This window comes from Streptomyces sp. NRRL S-37, assembly GCF_000721605.1.
GTDB lineage: Bacteria > Actinomycetota > Actinomycetes > Streptomycetales > Streptomycetaceae > Streptomyces.
Genome location: NZ_JOIZ01000076.1, coordinates 1 through 1,222, shown reverse-complemented (window position 1 = coordinate 1,222; position 1,222 = coordinate 1). Strand labels below are relative to the sequence as shown.

Sequence of the window (1,222 nt, the reverse complement as noted above, 5' to 3'; positions counted from 1 at the left end):
GTCGGTGGGGGAGGCCGGTGGGTTCGGTCTGCATCCGGCGTTGCTGGACGCGTCGATGCATGCGGCGATCCTGAACGACGGGGAGGGCGAGACGGTGATCCCGTTCGCCTGGAACGGTGTGCGTCTGCACGCGGTCGGCGCCTCCGCCGTCCGCATCCGCATCGACAGGTCCGACGACGGCGGAATGCGCATCGCGGTCGCCGATGTGTCGGGCGCACCCGTGATGTCGGTCGGCTCCATGGTGGGCCGGCCGGTCTCGGCGGACCAGCTGGGCACGGCGTCCGGTGACGCGGGCGCGCTGTACGGCATTGAATGGGTCCCGGGGACTGCCGGTGCCGCCGGTGCGGCGTGGACGCCGTGGGAAGACGTGACGCAGGCCGAGGACGTGCCGGGGACGGTGGTCCTGGACTGCGGTGCCAGTGCTTCTTCGCTTGCCGGTGTGGATGTGCCGGTGGGTGTGCGGTCGGTGGTGCACCGGGTGCTGGGTGTGGTGCGGGAGTGGCTGGCCGGTGAGCGGTTCGCCGGCTCGCGTCTGATAGTGGTCACGCGGGGCGCGGTTGCCGTGGGTTCGGCCGGTGATGTGGTGCAGGCTCCGGTGTGGGGTCTGGTGCGTGCGGCGCTGGCGGAGAACCCCGGGCGCTTCGCCCTGGCCGACGTCGAGCCAGGCGCCGAGGTGGACATGGCCGTGGCGGCCGTGGTCGCGGGTGAGCCGGAGGTGGCGGTGCGGGACGGCGTGGTGCTGGTGCCGCGCCTGACCCGCCTGCCCGCGACCGCGACCGAGGACGTGCCCGCGCTGGACGGTGCCGGTGCGGTCCTGATCACGGGCGGCACGGGTGGTCTGGGTGCGGTGGTCGCCCGTTATCTGGTGGCCGAGCGTGGGGTGCGGGACCTGGTCCTGACCTCCCGGCGCGGCCCCGACGCCCCCGGTGCCGGAGAGCTCGCCGAGGAACTGCGGGGGATGGGAGCCCGCGCCGACATCGTCGCCTGTGATGTGTCGGACCGGGAGGCGGTTCACGCCCTGGTCACGTCACTCGCGGCGGATCGTGGTCTGCTGGCGGTGGTGCATGCCGCGGGTGTGGGGGACAACGGGCTGGTGGGTGCGTTGTCGCCGGAGCGGGTGGACGGTGTGCTGGCTCCGAAGGCGGATGCGGCGTGGTGGCTGCACGAGGCCACGCGGGGGCTGGATCTGGCGGCGTTCGTGTTGTTCTCGTCGGCCGGTGGT

1 protein-coding gene is annotated in these 1,222 nt (G+C 73.2%); it reads left to right on the top strand.

The features are described from left to right. The coding region (locus IH50_RS43265) for an SDR family oxidoreductase (protein WP_030872950.1) at window positions 1-1,222 on the top strand (1,222 nt) is incomplete at both ends.